A 23,120-nucleotide genomic window follows, 5' to 3' on the forward strand; every position below is an offset into this window, starting at 1 on the left:
TCGGGTTACTGCGCAGCCGTCATCGCCGGCCGGCAGCCATGGAAAACATCCAGCCCTGGCTGATACAGCGAGGTCTTCACGTCAAACAACCCCAGCACCGAATGGAACAGGTTGTCATGGCTCAGATCCGCCTGCCCGGTCTTGCCTTGCAGGCAGCCGCGATCAATTCCTTCGCTGGCGAGCGTACCCTTGCCAAACCACATCACCATCGGCACATGGGTCTGCGCTTCGGGCGCCAGTGCATATGGCGCGGCGTGCAGGTACAGGCCGTTTTCACCCAGCGATTCACCGTGGTCGGAAACGTACAGCATCGAGGTCTCCAGCGTGTCCTGATTGCGCTTGAGCAACTCGATGACCTGGGCGAGGAAATGGTCGGTGTAGAGGATGGTGTTGTCGTACACGTTCACCAGTTCATCGCGGCTGCAACTGCCTAGCTGGTTGGTGTGGCAGATCGGTTTGAAGCGTTCCATTTCCTTCGGATAGCGCTCGTAGTACTCGGGGCCGTGGCTGCCGTCGGCATGCAGAACGATGATCGCGTGGCCCTTGAGGCTGTCGATGTAGCTTTGCAGATCCGCCAGCAGCGCTTCGTCGAGGCAATTATTGCCATCGCAGAACGGTCCCGGCTGATGCTTCGAAATATCGCGATGGGGGACGCGCAGGCAGGTGCCCTTGCAGTCGCTGTTGTTGTCCAGCCACAGCACCTGCACGCCGGCCCGCTGCAGGATATCGAGCAGGCCTTCGTAGGTTTTGCCTTTCTTGTCGCTGTAATCCTCACGGGGGAACTTCGAGAACATGCACGGCACCGACACTGCCGTCGAGGTGCCACAGGAATGCACCTGGGTGAAGTTGAGGATGTCCAGTTTGCTCAGTTCGGGGTTGGTCTCACGCGCATAACCGTTGAGCGAGAAATGGTCGGCACGCGCCGTTTCCCCGACCACAAACACCATCAGTGATTTCTTCTCGCGGGCGGCAGCCTTGGCGCTCATCACCGCGTCTTCGCCGATGGCCTGCACCACGAAGTGCTTTTTGATGCCCAGGCGTTGTTGGGTGTATTTGCTGATGGCGTAGATGTAGTTGGTCGGGTTGATGAAGTGGGTGAGCTTGTCTTCCTGGCGAAAGATCGGTGCGTAGGTCGAATAAAACGTGCCCACGGAAGCCGCGATCACCAGCACGCAGGCGATGATCACCAGCACCTTGTTGAGCAGGCCGCGAAAGAACGGCCGATAGCTCACCGGCCAGCGCCAGATCAGCACGGCTGGCAGCACGCCGAGCAACAGCACGTAAGTCAGCAGCTTGCCGTTGAACAGCGCGGTGGCTTCGTCGGGGTTGGTTTCGAACACGTTCTGGATCATCACCGTGTCGATGGTGATCCCGTATTCGTTCATGAAATACGCCGCACAGGCGGAGAGCAGGGCGACCACGGTCAGCGCCGGTTTCAGCGTCCAGCGAAACGACACCAGGGTCAGCAGCAGGGTGATGGCCGCCCACAAAAACAGCCCGAAGGAGGCGAAAAACGCCAGTTTGTGCGCGCCTTGCAGGGTAATCAGCGTGCCCAGCGCCTTCCAGGTCGCCAGGTTATACAGCGCCACCAGCGCCAGGGAAAACAACAGCACCAGTCGGGTAGGAGTGATGGACGGTAAACGCAGTCCGTTGCCCAAAGCCATGTCAAACATTCCTCTACAAAAAAAGACCACCACGCGGTTGCGCGTGTAACTGTAGAAGAACATTAGTAAAAAAATTGTAAACATCCTGTAACAACTACCGAATGGGTTCACCCCAATCAAAAGGGTGGGAGCAGGTTTTTTCAGAGGGATTTGCTGACCGGGCACGGGCGGGTTGCTCTCCACGACACACAGGAACTGCCGCAGGCCGACTGGCGGTGCTTGTCAGTAAAATCCTACAGGAGTACAAATGTACTCCATGAAGACACTGACGCCTCGCCGTACCGCCATCCTGACCTTTATCCGCGAACGCATCGCCGAACACGGTCAGTCCCCAAGCCTCGCTGAAATCAGCGAGGCTTTTGGTTTTGCCTCGCGCAGCGTGGCGCGCAAGCATGTGCTGGCGCTCACCGACGCCGGGTTTATCGAGGTCAATCCGCATCAGGCCCGGGGCATTCGCCTGCTCGAGCAACCGGCGCGCCCGGAACTGCTCGAGATTCCCGTGCTCGGCCGGGTCGCTGCCGGTGCGCCGATCGGTGCCGATGCCGAGGTCCACAGCCGTTTGCTGCTCGACCCGGCGCTGTTCTCCCGCACTCCCGACTACATGCTGCGGGTGCAGGGCGACTCGATGATCGAGGACGGCATCCTCGATGGCGATCTGGTTGGCGTGCGGCGCAATCCCGAGGCGCTCAACGGCCAGATTGTGGTGGCGCGGCTCGACGGTGAAGTCACGATCAAACGCTTCGAACGGGTCGGCGCGGTGGTGCGGTTGCTGCCGCGCAACCCGGCGTATCAGCCGATTGTCGTGCGCGACGATCAGGACCTGGCCATCGAAGGGGTGTTCTGCGGTCTGGTGAGGCAAGGCTGATGGGCGCCGTCGTTGCGCTGGATACGCTGTTCAATGGCGGCCAGGTCTGGAAGGGCCGGCCTGCGCCCCCGGCTGCCAGCCCGCAACCCACCGGGCATGCCGCGCTGGACGCGGCCTTACCCAGCGGCGGCTGGCCGGAAGCGGCGCTGAGCGAAATCCTCCTGGCCGGCCCGGGGGTTGGCGAGTTGCAACTGGTCTGGCCAACACTGGCGCGGCTTTCGGCGGCGGGCGAGCGCATTGTGCTGGTGGCACCGCCGTTCGTGCCGTACCCGCAGGCGTGGGAAAGCGCGGGGGTGGATCTGCGCCAGTTGTCGGTGATCCAGGCCAGCGAGCGCGAGGCCTTGTGGGCGGCGGAACAATGCCTGCGTTCAGGCAGTTGCGGTGCGGTGCTGTGCTGGCCGCACAAGGCCGATGACCGCGCGTTGCGGCGCTTGCAGGTGGCGGCGGAAACCGGCCAGACCCTGGCCTTTGCCTGGCGCCCGTTGAGCGAAGCGGTCAACCCGTCGCCGGCGGCGTTGCGCATTGCCATCGACGCCAGACCGGCCCAGTTGCGCGTGCTCAAATGCCGCGGCGGGCTGGCGTGTTCGGCGCCGATTGCCTTTGCCGTGGGGCATTGAGGTCGCCATGCGCTGGGTCTGTATTCTGTTTCCGCAATTGGCCCTCGACGCGGTGCTGCGTCAGCGTCCCGAGCCCGATGAACCGTTGGTGTTGCTCAGCGGCCCGGCCCAGCGCCGGGTGCTGCAGGCGGTCAATCCGGCGGCACGTAAACTCGGTTTGCGTCCTGGCCAGTCGATGACCGCCGCCCAAGCCCTGAGCAAGGGTTTTGCCACGGCGGATTACGATGTCGCCGAGGTCGAGCACTGGCAGCAGTTTCTCGCCGCGTGGGCCTACCGCTTCAGCGCGCAGGTCAGCGTGCATTACCCGCGCACGGTGGTGTTCGAGATCGAATCGAGCCTGGGCTTGTTTGGCACCTGGACGCAATTCGAGGCGCGGCTGCGCAAGGAACTGAGCGACCTGGGTTTTCGCCACCGCATCGTGGCCGCGCCCAACCCGGTGGCGGCGCGGGTGCTGGCCAATGCCTACGACGGATTGGTGGTGCCGGACGGCGAGGCCTTGCAGCATCACCTCGGCCAGTTACCCATTGACCGCGTGGGCCTGGAGCCGGGCGTGGCCACGGCGTTGTCGCGCATGGGCTTGCGCACGCTCAGTCAGGTGCAGAGCCTGCCACGTCAGGCCCTGGCCCGGCGCTTCGAAGCGTCGATGCTCAAACACCTCGACACCCTGTTCGGCGCGCGTCCGCTGGCGCTGGCGTTCTACCTGCCGCCGGATCGTTTCGATGTGCGCATCGAGCTGAATTTCGACGTGCAGTCCCATCAGGCGCTGCTGTTCCCGTTGCGTCGTCTGACCGGCGACCTCTCGGCGTTCCTCTGCGGACGTGACAGCGGCGTGCAGCGCTTCGACCTGCACCTGGAACACGCCGGGCTGCCGGACACCGTGATCAAGGTCGGTCTGCTCAGTGCCGAGCGCGATCCGGCGATGCTCTTCGAGCTGGCCCGAGGCCGGCTGGAACACGTGCAGGTCGAGGCGCCGGTACGCGGTTTCCGCTTGCGCGCCGAGGATCTGCCGAGTTTCGTGCCGCAGTTTCAGGAGCTGTTCGACGATCGCCCGCAGCAGACCTTGCCCTGGGAGCAATTGCGCGAACGCCTGCGCGCACGGCTGGGCGATGACGCGGTGCAGGGGCTGCGCTTTCAGGCCGATCACCGGCCCGAATGTGCCTGGCAGAACGCTGTCGACAAACAACGTTGCACCGGCTTGCCGAAGGTTCATCGTCCGGGCTGGTTGCTCGGCGAGCCGCAAAGCGTGCCCGAAGGTTCGGCGCGGATTCTCATGGGGCCGGAGCGCATCGAATCCGGCTGGTGGGACGGCGACGACGTGCGCCGCGATTACTACTTGATCCAGAACCGCGCCGGTCAGCAGGGCTGGGCCTACCGGGCGGTGGGTGAGGGCGGCCCGTTGTGGCTGCAGGGCTGGTTTGCATGAGCCACGGCTATGCCGAGTTGCACTGCCTGTCGAACTTCAGTTTCCAACGCGGTGCCTCCAGTGCGCTTGAGCTGTTTCAGCGGGCGAAAAAACACGGTTATCAGGCGCTGGCGATCACCGACGAGTGCACCCTGGCCGGGATCGTCCGCGCCTGGCAGGCAGCGAAGTCGGTCGAACTGCCGCTGATCATCGGCAGCGAAATCCGCATCGACAACGGCCCGAAACTGGTGCTGCTGGTGGAGAACCTTGCGGGGTATCAGGCCCTGTGCGGCTTGATCACCCAGGCGCGGCGGCGTACGCAGAAGGGCCAGTACCAGGTGCTGCGCGAGGATTTCAGCGAGCCGTTGCCGGGATTGCTCACGGTGTGGGTGCCGGACACCGTGGATGACCTGAACGAGGGGCGCTGGTTGAAACAGACCTTTGGCGAGCGTCTGTTTCTGGCGGTGCAGTTGCATCGCGGGCAGGACGACCCGCGTCGGCTGGCGGCACTGCTGAGTCTGGCCGATCAACTGCAGATTGCCGCTGTGGCCAGCGGCGACGTGCACATGCACGCCCGTGGCCGGCGGGCCTTGCAGGACACCATGACCGCGATTCGCCATCACGTCCCCGTGGCCGAGGCCGGGTTGCGCCTGCATCCCAACGGCGAGCGCCATCTGCGCAGCCTCGATGTGCTGCGTGAGCTGTATCCGCAGGCATTGCTGGACGCCTCAGTGCAACTGGCCCGGCGCTGCACGTTCGATCTGGGCGAATTGCGCTATCAGTACCCGAAAGAGCTGGTGCCGGAGGGGCACAGCGCCAGTTCCTGGCTTCGGCAGCTGACCGAAGAAGGCATCGCCTGGCGCTGGCCGCAAGGGCCGCAAGCCAAAGTGCTGAAGCAGATCAATGACGAGCTGAAACTGATCGCCGAACTCGGCTACGAAAGCTACTTCCTCACCGTGCACGACGTGGTGCGTTTCGCCCGCAAGCAAAAGATCCTCTGTCAGGGCCGGGGTTCGGCAGCCAACTCGGCGGTGTGTTTTGCCTTGGGCATCACTGAAATTGACCCGGACCGCACCACGCTGCTGTTCGAACGCTTCATGTCGAAGGAGCGCAACGAGCCGCCGGACATCGACGTCGATTTCGAGCACGAGCGCCGTGAAGAAGTGCTGCAATACGTGTTCCGTCGGTATGGCCGCCGTCGTGCGGCGTTGACGGCGGTGGTCAGTACCTATCACGCGGCGGGAGCGGTGCGCGATGTGGCCAAGGCCCTCGGTCTGCCGCCGGATCAGATCAACGCGCTGGCCGATTGCTGCGGTCACTGGAGCGATGAAACGCCGCCAGTGGCGCGTTTGCTCGAAGGTGGCTTTGATCCGGACAGCCCGGTGCTGCGTCGGGTGCTGAGCCTGACCGGGCAACTGATCGGCTTCCCCCGGCACCTGTCGCAGCACCCCGGCGGCTTCGTGATTTCCGAGCAGCCGCTGGACACGCTGGTGCCGGTGGAGAATGCGGCAATGGCCGAGCGCACGATCATTCAGTGGGACAAGGACGACCTCGATGCCGTCGGGTTGCTCAAGGTCGATATCCTCGCCCTTGGCATGCTCAGTGCGATCCGTCGCTGTTTCGACCTGCTGCGTCGTCATCGCCACCTGGACCTGAGCCTGGCGACGATCCCGGCCGAAGACAAACCGACCTACGACATGATCAGCCGTGCCGACACCATCGGCGTGTTCCAGATCGAGTCCCGGGCGCAGATGTCGATGCTGCCGCGGCTGAAACCGGCCAGGTTCTACGATCTGGTGATCGAGGTGGCGATCGTCCGTCCGGGACCGATTCAGGGCGGGATGGTCCATCCGTACCTGCGTCGGCGGAACAAGGAAGAAGCGGAAACCTATCCATCACCGGAGCTCAAAGTAGTGCTGGAGCGCACCCTCGGCGTGCCACTGTTTCAGGAACAGGTCATGCAGATCGCCATCGTGGCCGCCGATTACAGCCCCGGCGAGGCCGACCAGTTGCGCCGCTCGATGGCGGCGTGGAAGCGCCACGGCGGACTGGAACCGCACAAGGAACGTCTCGCTGCCGGCATGCAGAAAAACGGTTACACGCCGGAATTCGCCGCGCAGATTTTCGAGCAGATCAAGGGCTTTGGCAGCTACGGCTTTCCCGAATCCCACGCCGCCAGTTTCGCCCTGCTGACCTACGCCAGTTGCTGGCTCAAGTGCCATGAACCGGCGGCGTTCGCCTGTGCCCTGATCAACAGTTGGCCGATGGGTTTCTATAGCCCGGACCAGATCCTTCAGGATGCGCGTCGCCATCAGTTGCAGATCCGCCCGGTGGACGTGCGCGCCAGTGACTGGGATTGCAGCCTGGAATCGACCACGGCAGCCCAGCCGGCGATCCGCATGGGCCTGCGCATGATCAAGGGCTTTCGCGAGGACGATGCCCGGCGCATCGAGGTGGCGCGCACGCGCGGGGCGTTTGCCGATGTCGCCGACCTGGGCGAGCGTGCCGCGCTCGACAGCCGGGCGCAGGCGTTGCTGGCCGATTCCGGGGCATTGCGCGGATTGGCGGGGCATCGTCATCGCGCCCGCTGGGAAGTGGCCGGAGTGCAGAAACAGCTCGGCTTGTTTGCCGGTTTGCCCAGTCAGGAGGAGTCCGATGTGGTGTTGCCCAAGCCGAGTGTGGGTGAGGACCTTCATGCCGATTACGCCACGGTCGGCACCACGTTGGGCCCGCATCCACTGGCGCTGTTACGTGGCGAACTCAAGTCCCGGCGCTGCCGCAGTTCACGGGAGTTGCTGGACATCGAGCATGGTCGCCCGGTCAGCGTCGCGGGCCTGGTCACCGGTCGTCAACGACCGGGTACCGCCAGCGGCGTGACCTTCGTCACCCTGGAAGACGAGTTCGGCAACGTCAACGTGGTGGTCTGGCGCGACCTCGCCGAGCGCCAGCGCCAGGTGCTGGTGGGCTCGCAATTGCTCAGGGTCGATGGCCGCTGGGAGCGCGAAGGCGAAGTGCGCCACCTGATCGCCGGCCGCCTGAGCGACCTCAGTCCGCTGCTCAACGGCATCCGCGTGCAGAGCCGCGATTTCCACTGATCCCGGGCGGCCAATTCATTGGCGTCAAAAAAACCTGTCTTCAATGATGGCACTTTGTCATAATGCCGCCCCTTTTCCGCTGCCCAGCGCGTTGCCGTGCCGGGACACACCGTTTTTCAAGAAGGAATACTCAGTGAGAATGATCTCCCGGATGTTGGTCTCAGGCGTTGCGATTGCCGTGCTGGGCACCCTGGCCGGCACCCTTGCCGGTTGTGCTACCGAAAGCTCCCGTGCACTGCCGGTGGCCAAGGTCGAAAGCGCCACTCAGGTCTGGACCGGCGTCCGCGTACCGATGGCCGTGGGCAAGTTCGACAACCGCTCGAGCTACATGCGCGGCATCTTCTCCGATGGCGTCGACCGTCTCGGCGGCCAGGCCAAGACCATCCTGATCACGCACTTGCAGCAGACCAACCGCTTCAGCGTGCTGGATCGCGACAACATGGGCGAGATCCAGCAGGAAGCGGCGATCAAGGGCCAGGCCCAGCGTCTGAAGGGTGCCGATTACGTGGTCACCGGTGATGTCACCGAGTTCGGTCGTAAAGAGACGGGCGATCACCAGTTGTTCGGCATTCTCGGCCGTGGCAAGACCCAGGTCGCTTACGCCAAGGTCAACCTGAACATCGTCAACATCAGCACTTCCGAAGTGGTGTATTCGACTCAGGGCGCCGGCGAATACGCCTTGTCCAACCGTGAAATCATCGGTTTCGGCGGCACCGCTGCGTACGACTCCACCCTCAACGGCAAAGTCCTTGATCTGGCCATGCGCGAGGCGATCAATCGTCTGGTCGATGGCATGAACGCTGGTGCCTGGAAACCGGCCAACTGATCGCAACCCATTGCAAGGAGCATCAACAATGAATGTTTTTCTGTCTCGACCGCGTCTGGTCCTGACGCTGGCCGCCAGCGCCTTGCTGGCCGGTTGCAGCAGTCCGCAAACCCTGTACCAGTGGGAAGGCTACCAGCCGCAGGTTTACGAATACTTCAAAAGCGAAACACCAAAAGAAGCGCAGGCCGAAGCGCTGGAAGCCGATCTGCAAAAGATCCGCGCCAGTGGCAAAGCCGTACCGCCGGGTTACCACGCGCATCTGGGCCTGTTGTACCTGAGCATGGGCAAGGACGATCAGATGGTGCAGCAGTTGCGCACCGAGAAAGCCTTGTTCCCGGAGTCGGGCACCTACATGGACTTTCTGCTTAAAAACGCCAAGACCGGAGACGCCCAATGATCAAGCGTGCTCTGAAGCTGCTGGCCGCCGGTCTGGCCCTGACCGTACTCGGTGGCTGTGTCGCGCCGAAAACCGTCGACTATTCGGCGTATAAACAGGCACGTCCCAAGACCATTCTGGTGCTGCCGCCGCTGAACACCTCGCCCGACGTGAAAGCGTCGTACAGCCTGTTGTCGCAAGTGACGTTTCCGCTGGCCGAGGCCGGTTACTACGTGCTGCCGATCACGCTGGTGGACGAAACCTTCCGCCAGAACGGCCTGACCACGCCGGATGACATCCATCAGGCACCGCCGAACAAGCTGAAGGAAATCTTCGGTGCGGACGCGGCGCTGTACATCAACGTGACCGAATACGGCACGCGTTACCGGGTGATCAGCAGTGAAACCGCCGTGACCGCGACGGCGAAACTGGTCGACCTGAAGTCCGGTACCACGCTGTGGACCGGCACGGCCCGGGCGTCGAGTGAAGAGGGTAACAACGGCAACGCCGGTGGTTTGATCGGCATGCTGATCACGGCCGCAGTGAAGCAGGTGATCAACAGCTCCACCGATGCCGGTTACCCGATTGCCGGTGTGGCGAGTAATCGTCTGTTGTCGGCCGGCCACCCGGCTGGTCTGCTGTATGGGCCGCGTTCGCCGAAGTACGGCACTGACTGACCACCTGAAACTTTTGTGGGCGCGGGCTTGCTCGCGAAGGCGGTCTGTCAGAGGCATTTGGCCTGACTGACACAGCGCTTTCGCAAGCAAGCCCGCTTCTGCAAGGGGAATGTGCTCCTCTGTCGTTCATCGTGCGGCAGTCCCGACCCGCTCATCCCCCCTGGCGCTTGCGTTCCTGCTTGCAACGAGCAGACTGGCAAATCGACGCAGCCCCGATCAACGATCCGTACTCAACGTGCAATCAAGACCCTGCATCTTGCCGCCGAAGGCGATATTCTGCGCGACGCTCACAGACGCAAATAAAGACAATAGGCGTGTGCACCCTCCCTCTTATTTCTTGGCCAGCGATCGCCAGGGGAGGGTTGCCCGATGCCAAAGGAGTGTTCGTATGACCGACAAGAAACCGGAAACCACGGTCGACCGCGTCTACCAAGGGGTTTACGAGGCGATCTGCAAGCGTTCGTTGCGCCCTGGCATGAAACTGGGCGAGGCCTCACTGGCCGAGTTATTCAATGTCAGCCGCACGTCGGTGCGCGCCGCGCTCAAGCAACTGGAGGCTGACGGACTGGTTACCACCGAACCGAACAAGGGGGCTTCGGTGTCGCTGCCCAGCAACGAAGAGATCCGCTCGCTGTTCGAAACCCGGCGCCTGATCGAGATCGGTATCGTCACCGAACTGTGCCGGCGCAAGGACCCCGCCGCGATGCAGGACTTGCGCGCGCATCTGCTGCTGGAAGATCAAGCCCACGCCGCCGGCGACCACGAGCGGCTGATTCATCTGCTCGGCGAGTTCCACATCAAACTGGCGCGCAGCCTGAACAACCCGGTGCTGCTCGACTGGTTCCAGAAACTCATCTCCCGCGCCTCGCTGTACGTCGCCGCGCTGGATGATGACAGTCACGAAGCCTGCCGCGATGACGAGCACCTGCGCCTGCTCGAGTACATCGAAGCCGGGGATCAGAGCGCGGCGATCGAACTGACTTGCCTGCACCTGAACGGCATCGAACAGGCCATTCTCGACGTCGCTGCGAAGATGAAAACTGGCTACCATCCGCTCAAACACTTGATCGGCGTATGAGTTCCGGGCGCTGGGGAAATCGGCTATACCTCTTATGAAACCAATACGCCGCAAGATGCTCGAAACAGACGAGCGTCGCGTCGTTTGGTCGTCGTGATTTACCGGACAACCACCACAGGACACCGAGTCAGTCGATGCAGTTTTTATCCGATAGTCACGGTTGTGACGGCTGGAAAGGCGAAATGGCCGAACGCATTTGCGCGTTCGACTGGAGCCCTACCGAGCTGGGTCCGCTGGACACCTGGCCTGCCAGTCTGTGCAGCACGGTGCAATTGATGCTGGCGTCGCCTCTGCCGATGGTCATGCTCTGGGGCCACGCCGGCTACATGATCTATAACGACGCCTACTCGAAATTTGCCGGTGGCCGCCATCCGTATCTGCTCGGCTCGCCGGTGGAGCTGGGCTGGCCGGAAGTGGCCGACTTCAATCGGCACGTGGTCGATACCTGTCTGGCCGGCGGCACCCTGTCTTACCGCAACAAGGAACTGGTGCTGCTGCGCGACGGGGTGCCCGAAGACGTCTGGATGGATCTTTATTACAGCCCTGTGGCCAACGATGACGGGCAACCGGCCGGGGTCATGGCGATGGTGGTGGAAACTACCGAATTCATGCATTCCGAGCGCTTGCGCCAGGCCGCCGAAGATGCCTACCGCGCCGATAACGAGCGCGTGCGACTGGCGCTGAATGCCGGCGCGCTGTTGGGTTCGTTTGTCTGGGACGTGAAAAACAATACGTTGTCGGCGGATGAGCGTTTCGCCCGCACGTTCTCTTATCCGCCGGATCAGGACCTGAGCAATCTGGCCCAGGACATCGCCCAGTCCCGCATCCATCCCGATGACATCGCCTGGGTGCACGAGCGCGTCACCCATTCGGTGCGGACCGGCGCGCCGTTCAACGCGGAGTACCGCGTGCGCCGCAGCGATGGCAGTTATCTGTGGGTCCTGGCCAGTGGCGCGTGCGAGTTCGATGAACACGGTAAAGCACGGCGTTTCCCCGGCGTGTTGATTGACATTCATGAGCGCAAGACCGCTGAAGAATCCCTGCTCAAGTTCACCCGCAACCTCGAACAACGCGTGGCCGATGAAGTCGAGGCGCGACTGGCGGCCGAAGAGCAATTGCGCCAGTCGCAGAAGCTTGAAGCGATTGGCGGGCTCACCGGCGGCGTTGCCCACGACTTCAATAACCTGCTGCAAGTGATCGCTGGCAATCTGCATTTGCTGGCCCGGCATGAACCGCACAATGCCAATGTCCAGCGCCGGGTCAGCGCCTCGTTGGCGGCGGTCGAGCGTGGCGCCAAACTGTCTTCGCAACTGCTGGCGTTTGCCCGGCGTCAGCCGTTGTCGCCTGCGGTGTGCAACCCGCAACAGATCTTCGACGGCGTGGGGGAGTTGCTGCAACGGGCGCTGGGCGAAACCATTCAGATCGACGTGCAGCTGCCGCAAGCGCCGTGGCACATCAACGTTGATCGCAACCAACTGGAAAATGCCATTCTCAATCTGGCCATCAATGCCCGGGATGCAATGAAAGGCGAGGGCACCATCGTGCTGAGCGCCTCCAACACCCGTCTGGAGCGCGAGTTTTGTGCCGGTAAAGGCATCCTGCCCGGGGAGTACGTGCGGGTGGCGGTCAGCGATACCGGTGCGGGCATCCCGGCGCAGATCCTCGAACAAGTCTTCGAACCGTTTTTCACCACCAAGGCCGACGGTCAGGGCACCGGTCTGGGCTTGAGTATGGTCTTCGGGTTCGTCAAACAAAGCGGCGGCCATGTCGAAATCGACAGCCGCGTCGGTGAAGGCACGCGAGTGCAGTTGTACTTCCCGCGCAGCTTGCGGCCGGTCCGCGCTGAAATGCCGAGCCTTGACGCGCAGCAGGGCGGTGGCCACGAGACGATTCTGGTGGTCGAGGACAACGAGGCGGTGCGCGCCTCGGCGGTTGAATTGCTGCGCGAAGAGGGCTATCGCGTGCTCACCGCCGGCCATGGCGATGCGGCCATGCAGATGCTGCTCGAAGGTGTCGAGGTCGATTTGATCTTCACCGACGTGGTCATGCCGGGGCTGATCAAAAGCTCCGACCTGTTCGCCTGGGCCAAGGTGCAGACGCCACCGGTGGCGGTGCTGTTCACCTCCGGGCACACCCGCGACATCATCTCGCGCAACCACCAACTCAGCCCCGATACCCATTTGCTGGGCAAACCCTATAGCCCCGAGGCCATGCTGCAAATGATTCGCGCGGTGCTCGGTGCCTGATCGGGTGCAAGCGAGGCACTTGGGGCTGTATGGATAAAGCGGTGGCGTGGGAATCTGTGGCGAGGGGATTTATCCCCGTTCGGCTACGCAGCAGTCGTCAACATGAGCTCGCGTCATACCCGGTGCAATGCAGCGGAGTGCTTCGCACTTCAACGGGGATAAATCCCCTCACCACCGGGTTCTCAACAGACATTCGTGATAAGGCTTGCCGATGACTTCCAAGCGAAATGCCAAAGCGCCCGCCGGTACGGTCCGGGTGCGTGGCGCCCGTGAGCACAACCTGAAGAACGTTGACGTCGATATCCCCCGCGATGCGCTGGTGGTGTTCACCGGCGTATCCGGTTCGGGCAAGTCGTCGCTGGCGTTTTCCACGCTGTATGCCGAAGCCCAGCGCCGTTACTTCGAGTCGGTCGCGCCCTATGCACGGCGGCTGATCGACCAGGTCGGCGTGCCGGATGTCGATTCCATCGAAGGCTTGCCGCCCGCCGTGGCCCTGCAACAGCAGCGTGGCACACCGAGCACGCGTTCATCGGTGGGCAGTGTCACCACCTTGTCGAGCCTGATCCGCATGCTGTATTCCCGCGCCGGCAGTTATCCGCCGGGGCAGCCGATGCTGTATGCCGAAGATTTTTCACCGAACACTCCGCAGGGCGCGTGCCCGCAATGTCATGGCCTGGGCCGGGTGTATGAGGTCACCGAAGCACTGATGGTGCCTGATCCGAACCTGACCATCCGCCAACGCGCGGTGGCGTCCTGGCCGCTGGCCTGGCAAGGACAAAACCTACGTGACATCCTCGTGACCCTGGGCATCGACGTCGACATTCCCTGGAAGAAACTGCCGAAAAAACAGCGCGACTGGATTCTCTTCACCGAAGAAACCCCGACCGTGCCGGTGTACGCCGGGCTGACGCCGGAAGAAACCCGCGTCGCCCTCAAGCGCAAGATGGAGCCGAGCTACCAGGGTACGTTCACCGGTGCGCGACGTTACATCCTGCACACCTTCACCCATTCGCAAAGTGCGCTGATGAAGAAGCGTGTTGCACAGTTCATGCTCGGCAGTCCGTGCCCGCTGTGTGACGGTAAACGCCTGAAGCGCGAGGCCTTGTCGGTGACGTTCGCCGGGTATGACATCGGCGAACTGTCGCAGATGCCGCTGCTGCAAGTGGCTGAAGTGTTGCGACCGGTGGCCGAGGCCAGTTATCTCGAACACGCCGACGAAACCGGCGACACCCTGAGCCATGCGCAAACCCGCGAGGCCCGTCAACAGCGGGCGGCCCACGGCGCCAGCGCTCACGCCAGCGCGCCGGATGTGCGGCACACGCCGAACCTGTCGCTGGAAAAGCGTCTGGCGGCACAGCGGATTGCCGAGGATCTGCTGGAGCGGGTCAGCACCCTGACCGATCTGGGGCTTGGCTATCTGGCCCTGGAGCGCAGCACGCCGACGTTGTCCTCGGGAGAGTTGCAGCGGTTGCGCCTGGCGACGCAATTGGGCTCGCAGTTGTTCGGCGTGATCTACGTGCTCGACGAGCCGTCCGCCGGGCTGCACCCGGCCGATGGCGAAGCGTTGTTCGAGGCCCTGCAGCGCCTCAAGGCCGACGGCAACACGCTGTTTGTGGTCGAGCATGATGTGGAAACCATGCGCCGCGCCGACTGGCTGATCGACGTCGGCCCGGCGGCGGGCGAGAAGGGTGGTCAGATCCTTTACAGTGGCCCGCCAGCGGGGCTGGCCGAGATCGAACAGTCGCAGACTCGCGCCTACCTGTTCGCTGACGCGCCACGCCAGCCCCGGGTTGCGCGCAAGCCCGGCGGGTGGCTGAAACTCGATGGCATCTCACGCAATAACCTCAACCACCTCAGCGCCGAGTTTCCGTTGGGCTGTTTCACCTCGGTGACCGGCGTGTCCGGCTCGGGCAAGTCGAGTCTGGTCAGTCAGGCGCTGCTGGAACTGGTCGGCGCGCAGTTAGGGCGTCCGCCAGCGGACAGCGAACCGGAAGAGCTCAGCCTCGAAGACGATGCGCCGCAGGCCAGCAGCGGCCAGGTCACTTCAGGGCTGGAGTCGATCAAGCGTCTGGTGCAGGTCGATCAAAAACCGATCGGGCGCACGCCGCGCTCGAATCTGGCGACCTACACCGGGCTGTTCGACAACGTGCGCAAGTTGTTCGCCGCAACAACCGAGGCTCGGGCTGCCGGTTATGACGCCGGACAGTTTTCCTTCAACGTCGCCAAGGGGCGTTGTGCCACGTGCGAGGGCGAGGGATTTGTCAGTGTCGAATTGTTGTTCATGCCCAGCGTGTATGCGCCATGCCCGACCTGTCATGGCGCGCGCTACAACCCGCAGACGCTGGCGATTCTCTGGGAGGGCCTGAGCATCGCCCAGGTCTTGCAATTGACCGTCGATGAAGCGGTGACGGTGTTTGCCGGGCAACCGGGGATTCGTCGTTCGCTGGAAGTGCTGCGCGATATCGGCCTCGGTTATCTGCGTCTCGGGCAACCGGCCACGGAACTGTCCGGCGGTGAGGCGCAGCGGATCAAACTGGCCACCGAGTTACAGCGCAATCAACGCGGCGCCACCCTGTACGTGCTGGATGAACCGACCACCGGCCTGCACCCGCGCGACGTCGATCGCTTGCTGGAACAACTCGATACGCTGGTGACGGCGGGGCATACGGTGATCGTGGTCGAGCACGAAATGCGCGTGGTCGCGCAGAGCGACTGGGTGATCGACATCGGCCCGGGCGCGGGGGATCAGGGCGGCAAAATCGTGGTGGCGGGTACACCGCAGAAAGTCGCGGCGAGCAAGAAGAGCCGGACGGCGCCGTTCCTCGCTCGCGCCTTGCGCTGATGGCCGGGATCGGCGCCTGCAGGCGCCGATTTTTGCTGCGATGTTTTGAACGATTGCCCGGCCTCAGGCTTCGAATCTTCAAGACCCGACGCGTTTCAGTCGGACGGGTTTGATGAGCGAGGTGGCCATGAACGAGCAATCAATGCAGCAGCAGAATCAATCGGCAGAGCCGATCAACCGCAACGACCCGGCAATCGACCCGCAGCTGCCGGGCCAACCGGCGCCGACGCAACAGCAGGGCGAGAACGATCAGGCACAGAGCGCCGATCCGGCGGTGGATCAGAAGCATAAACACACCGATAACGACAACGAATTCAGCCCGGGCTTCAAACCGCAACCTGATCGTGCGAAACCGGGTGAAGAAACCGATGCCGATATTGACACGGACGGGGGCTAGTCACGGTAGATACGACAAGGCCGCATTCTCTGAATGCGGCCTTTTTTGTGCGCGGTTATTTGCTCGGATGCTTGGCTTGCAGCTCTTTCGCCGCCGCCAGGTGTTTTTCCAGCGCCGGGAGCATTTTCTGCGCAAAGGCCTTCAGTTCCGGTGCTCCTTTGACCTTGTCGTCGGTAACGGTGTTGGCTTGTTTCTTGAACAGCTCAATGGTTTCTTCGTGAGCCTTGACCTGATTGTTGGCGTAGGCCGCATCGAAGGACTCATCACGCATATCGAGGATTTTTTCCTTGGCTTGCTTGACCAGGGTGGTGGTGTCCGGCACTTCGATGTCGTGGGCTTTGGCGATGCTCGCCAGTTCATCGTTGGCCTTGCCATGATCGCTGATCATCATGTTGGCGAATGCCTTGATGTCGGCCGACTGGCTTTTTTCCAGGGCCAGGCGACTGGTTTCGATTTCGGCAATGCCGCCCGCTGCGGCGTTGTCGACAAAGTCATTGTCGGTGGCGGCGAAGGCATTACCCATGCCAGCGCTCAAAGTGACAGCCAGAACGAGGTGCCGCAGGTTGAATCCGTCCATTGATGTATCTCCACGCAGGTTTTTTGTTGGTGTTACTCAATGGAGGGAAAGCAGCGAATAAAGGTTTTATCGCATTTGCGACAGGGCGACGAACGGACACCGCTGGTCTGACAGGTGGTCGACAGAAGCGGGTAACCAAGGCCATTCTGATAACGAGCCAGCGCAATCGGTCGCGTTGGCTGCCGATCAACTCACGGAGGTGTTCCATGCCGGTGACCCATGACCTGTATCAGGACTTGAAGCTTACGAAGGAAGAGATCCAGCAACGACGCACCGAGGACCCACATCTGGATGCACTGATCAACAAGTATTCCGAGGCGGATGCCGAGGTAGTCAAGGCCGAGACTGCCACCTCGGATGCGCCCAGTGATGACACGCTGAAAAAGCTCAAGGAGAAACGCTTGCAGGTCAAGGACAGGATTGTCGAGCAGTTACAGGCTCGATCCTGACCGCCAGTGGTGCCACCGACCGCCGGTGGTGAATGGAAAGGAACGACCGCCACGACCGGCACCTCGAATGTACAGCGTCTCCATCCATCGACGCTTTGCGAGGTGCCTTATGAACGATCCCAAATTCCCCAGTGAAGAGCAGGGCGCATTCGACCCGGTGCCGACGCACCCCGAACCGAACAGCCCGGCGCACACCACGGCCAACCCCGATGAGCCGGACGAAGACCTGCCCACAGACGAAGATCCCGATAAGTTCGACAAGTCTTCCAATTGACAGACCGTCATCGCCAGCAGGCTGGCTCGCACCATGAATCCGTGAACGACCCACATCGCCTGTGTGAGCGAGCCGGCTGGCGAAGGCGCCGGCTCATTCAACACAGGATTGAACGGATTTACTTCAAGGCTGCCTCCAACGGCAATCGCGCCATATGCGTCGCCTTCAACGAGCCCAGATACAACCACTGGCCATACTCGCGTGCCGTGGTGATTGGCGAGTAATTGTCACTGCTCGCGTCCTGCAAATTGGCAATCACCTTGCCGTCCAGATCCAGGCCCAGCACAAAGCCGCGCTTTTCCACCGGTTTCGGTAACACCGTCAGCGCCCGCACGATCATCTTGCGCAGGAACGGATACCCGGCGGTGCCATCGAGCAGAGCATTGCGCGGCGCATACAGCGCCACCCAGAAACGGTTGCTGCCATTGAACGCGAGGTTGTCCGGCAGGCCCGGCAGGTTGTCGATAAACACATCATGCGTGCCGGCCTTGGGCCCGCTGAGCCAATAGCGACTGATGCGGTACGCGCCGGTTTCATTGACCAGCACATAAGCCTCATCCGGGCCGAGGGTGACGCCGTTGGCGAATTCCAGTTTGTCGAGCAGCACCGAAGTCTTGCCGGTCTGGAAGTCATAGCGCAGCAGACGTCCGTCACCACCGTGCTCGATGATCGCCTCGCCATCATGGCCGTAACCCCAATGGCTGGAGGCATCGCTGAAATAGGCGTAGTGCCCGGATTTGTCGATCGCTACATCATCGGTGAAACCGAAGGCGACGCCGTTGGCGGCGGTGGACAAGGGAATCAGGCGGCCCTGGGCATCGAGTGAGAGCAAACCCTTGATGGCGTCGGCAATCACCAGCAAACCGTTCGGATGCCGCGCCAGCCCCAACGGTCGGCCACCAGTGTCGGCGAGGACCTTGCGTGCCTGGCCATCGAGGCTGGTACTGATCAGTCGACCGTCATGCAGCCCGGTGATCAGGACATCCTCTTCCAGCAGCAAGGCTTCCGGTCCCTCGATGTCGCTCGGCCCGACCGGCACCGCGGCTTTGAGGCGCTGGTTGTCGGCAAAGACACCTTCGGTCAACGACGGTGCCGGCGACGGTTGCCACGCCACCGGTTCAACCTTGGTTGGCATCAGCAGCAAGAACGCGATGACGACGATGATGATCAACAACACCCCATGCCGCAGCCTCATGCGCTGGCCCTCGTCGCGCTGATGTACTGCGCTGCCCGGTCGCGCAGCGCCAGCATCGACGCCGCCGATTCACGCTCGATGCGGCGTCTGAGCAGCAACCGGTTGGCAATACGCATGCCCAACCCGGCGAAGCGATAATCCAGCGTGCGCACAAAACGTGTGCCGCCCTGTTCGGCCGTGCATTCGTACGTCAGCAGCAGCGACAAGCCATGATCGCCCTGGGCCCGGGCGCACCAGCGTCGGCCGGGCAGGTATTCGCTGACTTCCCAGTGCAGATGACCGGCGCGACCCCCGGCGTGAATGTCCTCTTCGAAGTGCGCGCCGGCATGCAGCGGGCCTTGTGGGCCGTCGATCCTCAGCGACGACGGATGCCATTCCGGCCAGCGACTGACGCTGGCGGCGTAGGCGAGCACGGTGACTGGCTCGCCGACGATTTCGATGTGGTGCTGCATGCGGGTCATGGACGGTCTCGAATGGCTCAAGGGGACGGGTTCCGGTTCCCAATAGAGGGTGCCGAACAGGTAATCCATCAAGGGAAAGACGATGTTGAAATTGCGCTCCTGCATGCGTTCGCGGCGATGGTGCAGTTCATGCAGACGGCGCATCTGGCGGATCCATGGCAGGCGTGTCAGCGGATTGTCCGGCGGCAGATGTTCGCAGGCGTGAAACACTTCGTAGGTCAGGTAACCCAGCACCATGCAGCCACCGAACAGCCCGGCGACATTGCTGTTGAACTGTGCAAACAGCCACCACAGCGGCAGGCTGATAACCAGGGTATGCAGGACGATCAGCCACGCCGGAAACAGAATCACCCGCCAGTCGCGAGCGCTGTCGTAGGTCATGTGGCCGGGGGTGAAGAAGCTGTGATGGTCGCCGGCATGGCGAGCGTAGAACAGCCTGGCGAAGGTCTTTTTGTGATGGCCGAGATGGCGATGGACCGTGTACACGCCGAAGTTGAAGAACAGCAGGGTCAGCGGCACCGTCAGCCATTCCCGCCAACTGACCTGCTGCACCGGGTGCCAGAAGGCGCCGATGGCCAGCACGCCGAACAGCAGCACGAAGGCGCCGTGCAGCCACGGGTTGTAGAACGGATGAATGGCGGCCCGATAACGGCTGCGAAATGCCTCGGTGGTCTGCCTCAACTGCGGTCACCTGCGGGTATTGTTGTTCTACCCGGCAGCGTAGCCGATCCGGCGGTTTGTGCAGGCCGGCGCTTGAGGCCACTTGCGCCATGCTCCGGGGTAAAGCGGCCGATTCAGCTCAACGGGTTCCAGCGCTGCGACCAGTCGTCATCAGCGTGGATCACTTCGCGCAGCAGATCGAAGGCGTGTTGCAGGGTGGCGGAGTCGCGATCACGCGAATACACCAGATAGGTCGGGTAGCTGAATTCCGGGGCTTTGGTGACCGGTTCCAGGGCGCCGCTTTCCAGATAACTGCGCACGACCCGGGTGCGGAAATAGCCGCTGCCACCGTTTTCGAGGATGTATTGCAAGGCCAGCGGGCCAAGGTTGAAGCTCAGTGCGGCCTTGGCCTTTTCCGGCAGGGCGGCGTCGTGCTGGCAGCGGAAGTCCGGGCCCCAGTCGATGTAGACGTAAGGGTCGGGCCGGTCGGGAGCGCGGACCAAAATCAGTTTCTCTTCCAGCACTTGCTCGACCTGCAAGCCCGGCCAGTACTCCGGCTGATAGACCAGCGCGGCGTCGAGCACGCCAAGTTCGAGCTGACGGAGCAGGTTTTCGCCGTCGCGGATTTCCATGCGCAGGGCATGGCCGGGGATTTTTTCGCGCAGTTCGGCGGCCCAACTGAGCATCAGTGGATTGCACAGGCTGACTTCGCCACCGATGTGCAGCACGTTGTGATAGCCCTCGGGCAGCGGCAGGTCGCGGCGCGCAGCCTCCCAGGTCTGCACCAGTTGATTGGCGTAGACCACGAACGCCTCGCCGTTGGGCGTCAGTTTCGCGCCGGCACGGTTACGCACGAACAGCGTACTGCCCAACTGGCTTTCGAGTTTCTGCACCCGGGCGGTGATCGCCGTTTGCGTGACGAACAGCTTTTGCGCAGCCGCCGCCAGGCTGCCGTGGCGGACGATTTCCAGAAAGGTGCGGGCGAGGTCGATGTCCATGGGCGGGCCGGTGGTTGAGGTGGCGGGCATTGTAAGTGCAGCCTCGGGACCGCGTCATCGTTTGGAGTGGCCCGCACCCTGATCCTCTCCCAAAGGAGAGGGGTGGGGTGAGGGCAAAACCAGTTACCGCAGAATCAACCCGCCCACTCGACCTCCTGCACCCGTGCCCAATCCGCCACCAGCCGTGCCGGCGTGCCGCAGGCCTTGCGCTTGTAGACGAAATGCCGGCACTTCTCGGCGAACTGATTGCGGTTGTAGAGCATGTCTTCCTGCATTTCCTGCAACTCGGTTTCGCGGCATTGGTCGATCAGCACCTGGTCGACCCGCAACTTGCGCTCGCGTACGGCGGCGTAGGCCGGGTCGCTCAGCACGGCATTGGCCCGTTGCAGCAGCCACAACGAAAACTCATCCGGGCAGCGCGGGCCGATTTCCTGGACCATGCCCAGTTGCAATGCCTGGCTGGCGCTCACCGGCAGACAGGCTTGGGTCAGTTGCTCGGCGATGGCTGGGCCCACCGCGCGCGGCAGGCTGTATGTCCAGTATTCCGAGCCGTAAAGGCCCATGCTCTTGTAGTGCGGATTGAGCACGATGTCGGCCCGCGCAAACACGATATCCGCCGCCAGCGCGAGCATCACGCCGCCGGCCCCGGCATTGCCGGTCACGCCGCTGACGACCAGTTGCCGCGCACTCAACAGCTCGGCGCAGACATCGTCGATGGCCTGAATATTCGCCCAGGCTTCAGCGCCGGGATCCTGCGCCGCCTGAATCACATTCAGGTGCACACCATTGGAAAAGCTGCCGCGACCGCCGCGGATCAGCAGCACTTGCGTGTCGCGGGACTTGGCCCAGCGCAGCGCCTCGACCATGCGCCGGCATTGTTCGGTGCTCATGGCGCCGTTGTAGAACTCGAACGTCAGCTCACCGACCACCCCGGACTCGCGATAACGCAGCGGCTGATACGCTTCATCGCTGAACGGCTGGCTGGCAATCGTCCAGTCCAGCACCGCCACCTCGGCCAGTTGCTCGATCAGCACGTGCCGGGCCGGTTGCTTGAAGGTTTCCTCGCCCGGTTGCGGCTTGCGTCGCAGCGATCCGATCCATACGCTCTGATCGCCCGCGGCCACCAGCACGGCATCGTCGTGCACCGCCAGAATCTCGCCGGGCATGCCCGAGCGCGAATCGAGGTGTGCGTCGTAAACGTAATACTGCCCACCGGCCAGGCTCGCCAGTACGCCGGGCTGGCCATCCGCTGCGTCGATGCAGCGTTTGATGAACCGCGCGCAATCGTGCCAGGTGAAGCTACGATCCACCTGTTTCATGTTCGGCTGCAAGCGCCCGCGCACCTTGGGGTCGGCGTAATCCAGTTCGACCGGGATAAAACCGTTGACGAACTTCTCCACCACTTCACGGATGCAACACATTGCCGCATCGCTGACCCGGCCGTTGTACAACTCGGACTTGCGCAGCCCGGATGGCAGGTTGAATTCACACGTGGCCCAGACCGGGCCGGCGTCCATTTCCTCCACGGCTTGCAGGGCGGTCACGCCCCAGCTCGACAACTCCTGGGTGATCGCCCAGTCCAGCGCACTGGCGCCACGATCGCCAACGATGCCCGGATGGATAATCACCACCGGCCGCGCGCGGTTGCTCCACAGTGCCTGGGGCACGCGGTCCTTGAGGAACGGGCAGATCACCAGGTCGGCGCCGCTGTATTCGATCTGTTCGCAGACCGACGCTTCGTCGGTGAATACCACGACGCTGGGCGAATGCCCGGCCTGGCGCAGCTCCAGCCAGGCGCGTTGGGTCAGGCCGTTGAACGCTGACGACAGCAGAATGATCTTGAGTGATCGCATGAATGGTCTTCCTTGAGTGGGATCAGCCGCAGGCTCCCGGTGAGCCGTCCTTGGCCTTCGATGGAGCCGGGAGAGTAATGAGTGGCGGCTGGCCCGCCAGTGACCGAGGTCAATGTTCGGTGAGCCAATATTTCTGCGGCGACGAAACGCCGGACGACCAAACGCAAAAAACCCGCCACAGGGGCGGGTTCTTCGGAGTACTGCGCGGCGCTGTTACGAAGGGAACAGCTCGGACAGTTTCATCGACAGCATCATGTCGCCTTCAACGCGCAGCTTGCCGCCCATGAAAGCCTGCATGCCGTCGGTTTCACCGCTGACGATGCCTTTCAGGGTTTCGCTGTCGAGCACCAGCGTGCAGTTGGCGGCAGGGTTTTCGCCTTCCTCGATATTGCAGGTACCGTCTTTGATGATCAGCGAGTACTGCTTGTTTTCGTCGGTGATGTTGAAACCGAAGACCAGATCCAGACCGGCAGCAGCGGCTGGGTTGAACTTGGCTTGCATTGCTTTTACGGCATCAGCTACGGAGGTCATGGTTCGATCCTTTCTTGGATAATAAGCGCTGGTTGAT

The 23,120-nt window shown here is 62.5% G+C and carries 20 protein-coding genes; 13 read left to right on the plus strand and 7 right to left on the minus strand.

The window, feature by feature from the left end; genetic code table 11:
• Positions 1 to 5: 5 nt before the first annotated feature.
• Positions 6 to 1,664, minus strand: a complete 1,659-nt coding sequence (locus tag HV782_RS13240) for a phosphoethanolamine transferase (protein ID WP_186745843.1) — start codon at positions 1,662 to 1,664, stop codon at positions 6 to 8.
• A gap of 247 nt (positions 1,665 to 1,911) precedes the next feature.
• On the opposite strand from HV782_RS13240, the gene lexA reads away from it, so the two are divergent.
• The 11 genes from lexA to HV782_RS13295 all read left to right on the plus strand — a co-directional run bounded on the left by lexA (position 1,912) and on the right by HV782_RS13295 (position 16,085).
• Positions 1,912 to 2,529 (plus strand): transcriptional repressor LexA, encoded by a 618-nt coding sequence (gene lexA / locus HV782_RS13245; protein WP_186745841.1) that lies wholly within the window; start codon positions 1,912 to 1,914, stop codon positions 2,527 to 2,529.
• Complete coding sequence (gene imuA / locus HV782_RS13250) at positions 2,529 to 3,146, plus strand: translesion DNA synthesis-associated protein ImuA (protein ID WP_186745839.1); 618 nt, start codon at positions 2,529 to 2,531, stop codon at positions 3,144 to 3,146. Before lexA ends, imuA begins: the two co-directional genes overlap by 1 nt.
• A 7-nt stretch (positions 3,147 to 3,153) precedes the next feature.
• Complete coding sequence (locus tag HV782_RS13255) at positions 3,154 to 4,569, plus strand: Y-family DNA polymerase (protein ID WP_128613590.1); 1,416 nt, start codon at positions 3,154 to 3,156, stop codon at positions 4,567 to 4,569.
• Positions 4,545 to 7,643, plus strand: a complete 3,099-nt coding sequence (locus HV782_RS13260) for an error-prone DNA polymerase (RefSeq protein ID WP_217890355.1) — start codon at positions 4,545 to 4,547, stop codon at positions 7,641 to 7,643. The genes HV782_RS13255 and HV782_RS13260 overlap by 25 nt, the downstream gene beginning before the upstream one ends.
• A 139-nt stretch (positions 7,644 to 7,782) precedes the next feature.
• Positions 7,783 to 8,469 carry a CsgG/HfaB family protein gene (locus HV782_RS13265; RefSeq protein ID WP_177490383.1) on the plus strand — a complete coding sequence of 229 codons (687 nt, stop codon included), beginning with the start codon at positions 7,783 to 7,785 and terminating at the stop codon, positions 8,467 to 8,469.
• A gap of 28 nt (positions 8,470 to 8,497) precedes the next feature.
• Entirely contained in the window at positions 8,498 to 8,866 is a 369-nt protein-coding gene (locus HV782_RS13270; RefSeq protein ID WP_123468164.1) for a DUF4810 domain-containing protein, read from the plus strand.
• A complete protein-coding gene (locus HV782_RS13275; RefSeq protein ID WP_186745834.1) occupies positions 8,863 to 9,522 on the plus strand; it encodes a DUF799 domain-containing protein in 660 nt (219 codons plus the stop codon). The genes HV782_RS13270 and HV782_RS13275 overlap by 4 nt, the downstream gene beginning before the upstream one ends.
• A 388-nt stretch (positions 9,523 to 9,910) precedes the next feature.
• Positions 9,911 to 10,600, plus strand: a complete 690-nt coding sequence (locus HV782_RS13280) for a GntR family transcriptional regulator (RefSeq protein ID WP_123468168.1) — start codon at positions 9,911 to 9,913, stop codon at positions 10,598 to 10,600.
• A gap of 134 nt (positions 10,601 to 10,734) precedes the next feature.
• Positions 10,735 to 12,846 (plus strand): hybrid sensor histidine kinase/response regulator, encoded by a 2,112-nt coding sequence (locus HV782_RS13285; protein ID WP_186745832.1) that lies wholly within the window; start codon positions 10,735 to 10,737, stop codon positions 12,844 to 12,846.
• Positions 12,847 to 13,057: 211 nt separating this feature from the next.
• Positions 13,058 to 15,688, plus strand: a complete 2,631-nt coding sequence (locus HV782_RS13290; RefSeq protein ID WP_128613594.1) for an excinuclease ABC subunit UvrA — start codon at positions 13,058 to 13,060, stop codon at positions 15,686 to 15,688.
• Positions 15,689 to 15,815: 127 nt separating this feature from the next.
• Positions 15,816 to 16,085, plus strand: coding sequence for a hypothetical protein (locus HV782_RS13295; RefSeq protein ID WP_186745822.1), 270 nt, complete (start codon positions 15,816 to 15,818; stop codon positions 16,083 to 16,085).
• 55 nt (positions 16,086 to 16,140) lie between these two features.
• Here the strand turns inward: HV782_RS13295 and HV782_RS13300 are convergent, their stop codons facing one another.
• Positions 16,141 to 16,662, minus strand: coding sequence for a DUF4142 domain-containing protein (locus HV782_RS13300; RefSeq protein WP_186745820.1), 522 nt, complete (start codon positions 16,660 to 16,662; stop codon positions 16,141 to 16,143).
• 206 nt (positions 16,663 to 16,868) lie between these two features.
• On the opposite strand from HV782_RS13300, the gene HV782_RS13305 reads away from it, so the two are divergent.
• Positions 16,869 to 17,111, plus strand: coding sequence for an HP1242/YdcH family protein (locus HV782_RS13305; protein WP_123468176.1), 243 nt, complete (start codon positions 16,869 to 16,871; stop codon positions 17,109 to 17,111).
• Positions 17,112 to 17,220: 109 nt separating this feature from the next.
• Positions 17,221 to 17,385, plus strand: a complete 165-nt coding sequence (locus HV782_RS13310) for a hypothetical protein (RefSeq protein WP_177490381.1) — start codon at positions 17,221 to 17,223, stop codon at positions 17,383 to 17,385.
• A gap of 118 nt (positions 17,386 to 17,503) precedes the next feature.
• On the opposite strand, the gene HV782_RS13315 is transcribed toward HV782_RS13310, so the two are convergent.
• The 5 genes from HV782_RS13315 to HV782_RS13335 all read right to left on the minus strand — a co-directional run bounded on the left by HV782_RS13315 (position 17,504) and on the right by HV782_RS13335 (position 23,083).
• The gene (locus HV782_RS13315) at positions 17,504 to 18,580 is read right to left on the minus strand and encodes an SMP-30/gluconolactonase/LRE family protein (protein WP_186745818.1); all 1,077 of its coding nucleotides are present in this window, start codon (positions 18,578 to 18,580) and stop codon (positions 17,504 to 17,506) included.
• Complete coding sequence (locus HV782_RS13320) at positions 18,577 to 19,722, minus strand: sterol desaturase/SRPBCC family protein (RefSeq protein WP_186745816.1); 1,146 nt, start codon at positions 19,720 to 19,722, stop codon at positions 18,577 to 18,579. Before HV782_RS13320 ends, HV782_RS13315 begins: the two co-directional genes overlap by 4 nt.
• A gap of 113 nt (positions 19,723 to 19,835) precedes the next feature.
• Positions 19,836 to 20,699, minus strand: coding sequence for a LysR family transcriptional regulator (locus HV782_RS13325; RefSeq protein ID WP_123469167.1), 864 nt, complete (start codon positions 20,697 to 20,699; stop codon positions 19,836 to 19,838).
• Between the two features lie 134 nt (positions 20,700 to 20,833).
• Complete coding sequence (locus tag HV782_RS13330; RefSeq protein ID WP_186745814.1) at positions 20,834 to 22,552, minus strand: hydrogenase maturation protein; 1,719 nt, start codon at positions 22,550 to 22,552, stop codon at positions 20,834 to 20,836.
• Between the two features lie 213 nt (positions 22,553 to 22,765).
• On the minus strand, positions 22,766 to 23,083 hold the full coding sequence (locus HV782_RS13335; RefSeq protein ID WP_128614292.1) for an SCP2 sterol-binding domain-containing protein: 318 nt from the start codon (positions 23,081 to 23,083) through the stop codon (positions 22,766 to 22,768).
• Positions 23,084 to 23,120: the final 37 nt, after the last annotated feature.

Origin of the sequence: Pseudomonas monsensis (assembly GCF_014268495.2) — a bacterium.
Lineage (GTDB): Bacteria > Pseudomonadota > Gammaproteobacteria > Pseudomonadales > Pseudomonadaceae > Aquipseudomonas > Aquipseudomonas monsensis.

Bases quoted from the DNA above. Each gene is read 5' to 3' on its own strand.
- HV782_RS13330 (WP_186745814.1), bottom strand. From the start codon at position 22,552: ATGCGATCACTCAAGATCATTCTGCTGTCGTCAGCGTTCAACGGCCTG.
- HV782_RS13335 (WP_128614292.1), bottom strand. From the start codon at position 23,083: ATGACCTCCGTAGCTGATGCCGTAAAAGCAATGCAAGCCAAGTTCAAC.
- HV782_RS13310 (WP_177490381.1), top strand. From the start codon at position 17,221: ATGAACGATCCCAAATTCCCCAGTGAAGAGCAGGGCGCATTCGACCCG.
- HV782_RS13255 (WP_128613590.1), top strand. From the start codon at position 3,154: ATGCGCTGGGTCTGTATTCTGTTTCCGCAATTGGCCCTCGACGCGGTG.
- HV782_RS13240 (WP_186745843.1), bottom strand. From the start codon at position 1,664: ATGGCTTTGGGCAACGGACTGCGTTTACCGTCCATCACTCCTACCCGA.
- HV782_RS13305 (WP_123468176.1), top strand. From the start codon at position 16,869: ATGCCGGTGACCCATGACCTGTATCAGGACTTGAAGCTTACGAAGGAA.
- HV782_RS13290 (WP_128613594.1), top strand. From the start codon at position 13,058: ATGACTTCCAAGCGAAATGCCAAAGCGCCCGCCGGTACGGTCCGGGTG.
- imuA (WP_186745839.1), top strand. From the start codon at position 2,529: ATGGGCGCCGTCGTTGCGCTGGATACGCTGTTCAATGGCGGCCAGGTC.
- HV782_RS13285 (WP_186745832.1), top strand. From the start codon at position 10,735: ATGCAGTTTTTATCCGATAGTCACGGTTGTGACGGCTGGAAAGGCGAA.
- HV782_RS13315 (WP_186745818.1), bottom strand. From the start codon at position 18,580: ATGAGGCTGCGGCATGGGGTGTTGTTGATCATCATCGTCGTCATCGCG.
- HV782_RS13280 (WP_123468168.1), top strand. From the start codon at position 9,911: ATGACCGACAAGAAACCGGAAACCACGGTCGACCGCGTCTACCAAGGG.
- HV782_RS13325 (WP_123469167.1), bottom strand. From the start codon at position 20,699: ATGGACATCGACCTCGCCCGCACCTTTCTGGAAATCGTCCGCCACGGC.
- HV782_RS13300 (WP_186745820.1), bottom strand. From the start codon at position 16,662: ATGGACGGATTCAACCTGCGGCACCTCGTTCTGGCTGTCACTTTGAGC.
- HV782_RS13275 (WP_186745834.1), top strand. From the start codon at position 8,863: ATGATCAAGCGTGCTCTGAAGCTGCTGGCCGCCGGTCTGGCCCTGACC.
- lexA (WP_186745841.1), top strand. From the start codon at position 1,912: ATGTACTCCATGAAGACACTGACGCCTCGCCGTACCGCCATCCTGACC.
- HV782_RS13295 (WP_186745822.1), top strand. From the start codon at position 15,816: ATGAACGAGCAATCAATGCAGCAGCAGAATCAATCGGCAGAGCCGATC.
- HV782_RS13265 (WP_177490383.1), top strand. From the start codon at position 7,783: ATGATCTCCCGGATGTTGGTCTCAGGCGTTGCGATTGCCGTGCTGGGC.
- HV782_RS13270 (WP_123468164.1), top strand. From the start codon at position 8,498: ATGAATGTTTTTCTGTCTCGACCGCGTCTGGTCCTGACGCTGGCCGCC.